Raw genomic sequence first — 1,218 nt, 5'->3', positions numbered from 1 at the left:
GGGTGGACGCCCACTCCCGCGACCTCGCGGTCGTCGCGCCCGTGCTCGCCGAGGCCCGCGCCGGGCGGTTCGAGTGGCAGCCGCTGATGTTCCACCTGGCGGGCATCCCGAGCTACCTCGTGCTGGCCGAGCTGGCGATCAACCGGGTCCTGCACGGCGAACTACCGCGCCCGGAGTACCCGCAGGCGTTGCGGGAAGCCGCGCCGGCGGTCTGGTGGCAGCAAGCCTCGCTCGTCCTGACCTACGCACGTGCGAACCACGCGCCCCACGGCCGTCTCGCTGAGACGGCCGGAGCGATCGCCCAAGCGGCCTGCCAATCGGCGCACGCGGTCCTGGCGGCGCGAGGGGAGTGGGTGACCAACGAGAAGCGCCTGCTCGCCAAGGCGGGCCTGCGCGCGGTGGACGAGGTGATCGCAGGCCTGTCGCCGGACTCGTTGGTCGCGGCGGTCGACGAGGCGCGCGCGTTGTGCGGAATCGGTGGCCGGGAGCTCCTGGCCTGAAACGGGCTTCGGCGCTGTGAGCAGGGACTGGAGCCCCGATTGCAATGTGAATCTCTTTCGGGTGAGAGATCGGCTAGAGTCATCGCCGTCACGGCTCCCCCCTCCGTGGCAATGAGGCGCCCGGCCGGAACCCCCAGCGGGCGGGGCGCCCGTCGGAAAAGGCGTCCCCGTGCCCGGTTGACGGGCGCGGGGACGCTTTCGTCCGGGCGTCACCGGCTCTTGACCGCAGTTGCGTAACAGTGTTTTATAACGATGTTACGTGATCTGAGGGGGCTGCATGCCGGAGTTGTCGTTGAGCGCGGCGAGCCAGTACGTCGCGGGAGCCACGCTGTTGACCATCGTCACGATCGAGTTCGGCGGCTGGTTCCTGACCAAGGTCGTCCGGGGGCAGGTACCGATGACCGAGTTCCAGCGCAACTTCGCCCGCGCCGGGCACGCGCACGCCGGGGTGCTCGTCACGCTCGGGCTGGTCTGCCTGGTGCTCGCCGACGCCACCGCGCTGACCGGTGCACTCGGGTGGCTGGCCCGGCTCGGGGTGCCTGCTGCGGCGGCGCTGATGTCGGCCGGGTTCTTCCTGTCCTCGCTGGGGCGGGACGTGCACCGGCCGAACCGGCTGATCGCGCTGGTCTGGCTCGGCGCGCTGTCGCTGGCCGGTGGTGTGGTGACGCTGGGCGTCGGGCTGCTGGTGGCCTGAGGTCGTGAGTGCGTAACAGTGTTC

At 70.8% G+C, this 1,218-nt stretch carries 1 protein-coding gene and 1 pseudogene; both read left to right on the top strand.

Annotation, left to right across the window (positions count from 1 at the left end):
* Nucleotides 1-500: pseudogene (locus tag ABTZ89_RS38800) on the top strand (nucleotidyltransferase domain-containing protein); the annotation flags it as partial.
* A gap of 277 nt (nucleotides 501-777) precedes the next feature.
* Entirely contained in the window at nucleotides 778-1,194 is a 417-nt protein-coding gene (locus tag ABTZ89_RS38795; protein WP_351054493.1) for a hypothetical protein, read from the top strand.
* Nucleotides 1,195-1,218 lie beyond the last annotated feature (24 nt).

It is taken from the genome of Saccharopolyspora sp. NPDC002686 (assembly GCF_040295745.1).
Classification (GTDB): domain Bacteria; phylum Actinomycetota; class Actinomycetes; order Mycobacteriales; family Pseudonocardiaceae; genus Saccharopolyspora; species Saccharopolyspora oryzae.
Note: the sequence above shows the minus strand (reverse complement) of the source record. Positions and strands in the feature narration are given on the sequence as shown.